The organism is Bacillus sp. 05T31, assembly GCF_056396725.1.
In genome coordinates this window covers 1-1,018 of record NZ_JBFTMA010001054.1, presented here as the reverse complement: position 1 = coordinate 1,018, position 1,018 = coordinate 1, and the positions used below count along the sequence as shown (strand labels likewise).

General features: G+C 33.3%; 2 protein-coding genes. One reads left to right on the top strand and one right to left on the bottom strand.

Annotation, left to right across the window (positions count from 1 at the left end; translation table 11 throughout):
* Positions 1-575, bottom strand: a 575-nt coding sequence (locus AC1DJR_RS31285; RefSeq protein ID WP_477004389.1) for an ABC transporter permease, incomplete at its 3' end; no start/stop codon positions are given.
* A gap of 184 nt (positions 576-759) precedes the next feature.
* Between AC1DJR_RS31285 and AC1DJR_RS31280 the strand changes: the two genes are divergently transcribed.
* A partial coding sequence (locus AC1DJR_RS31280) for an ArsR/SmtB family transcription factor (protein WP_477004388.1) occupies positions 760-1,018 on the top strand: 259 nt, incomplete at its 3' end.

Sequence of the window (1,018 nt, the reverse complement as noted above, 5' to 3'; positions counted from 1 at the left end):
GGTTGTGAGATAGCGCCCCATACGTCTTCATTTACATAAACGACTGGTGTATGGCTAAACATTTGATCTTTCGTAAATCCAACGATTTTAAATTCTTTCTTTGAAACAGGATCAATAATTGTATCCCCAATATCGATTCCTTTTTCTTTAATTGACTCATCAGCAACCATTTCGTTGTTTGCTGTACCTAATTTCTCGCCTTCTACAATTTTCGGTTCTAAAAATGAATCACGTTCACTTGAGAAAATAGCGACATCAACTTTTTTCGAACTATCTTTCTTTTCATACGTTGAAACTTTCACACGAAACGGAACTGCCTCTTTCGCGTCCACTTGATTTACTACGTTATCTACATCTTCTTTCTTAATTTGTGAACGAAGTAATTTATTTTCCGCATCATCCGCTAATACAAACTTATTTGCCTCCATATTTTGAATCGATGAAGCATTATCATATGATAATCCATTTGCTAATCCTGAAATGACAAGGACTAAAAATGATAATAACACCATAATAAGTCCGATTAATCCGTATCTTAATTTTGATTGTTTTAATTCACGCAGAGCTAAAAACATTTCGCTCGCTCCTTCCTATTACTTTCTATGCACTTATCATAAAAAAGAATTATGAACGGAATATGAACAGAAGATTACAGAAGAAAGATTAAATTTTCAGAAAGTATTGAAAATAATTGAAATACTTGATACAATTCAGTCAAATAATCTTGACCGAGTAATTTAATTTGAGGAGTTGATYATKTTGAAGCCCRTGTTAACACTAACTACTTATAGCCAACTAAAAGCAATAAGCGATCCACTACGTGCCGAAATGATGATGCGTCTATGCGAACGTCCTTATACAGGACAACTGCTATCTGAGAAATTCGGCATTTCAAGGGCGAAAATTCATTATCATTTAAAAGAATTAGAGAAGAATGGTTTTATAGAAATCGTATATACAGAAGAAAAAAATGGCATCGTTCAAAAATTTTATCAATCTGTCGCTAAAGGCTTTACCC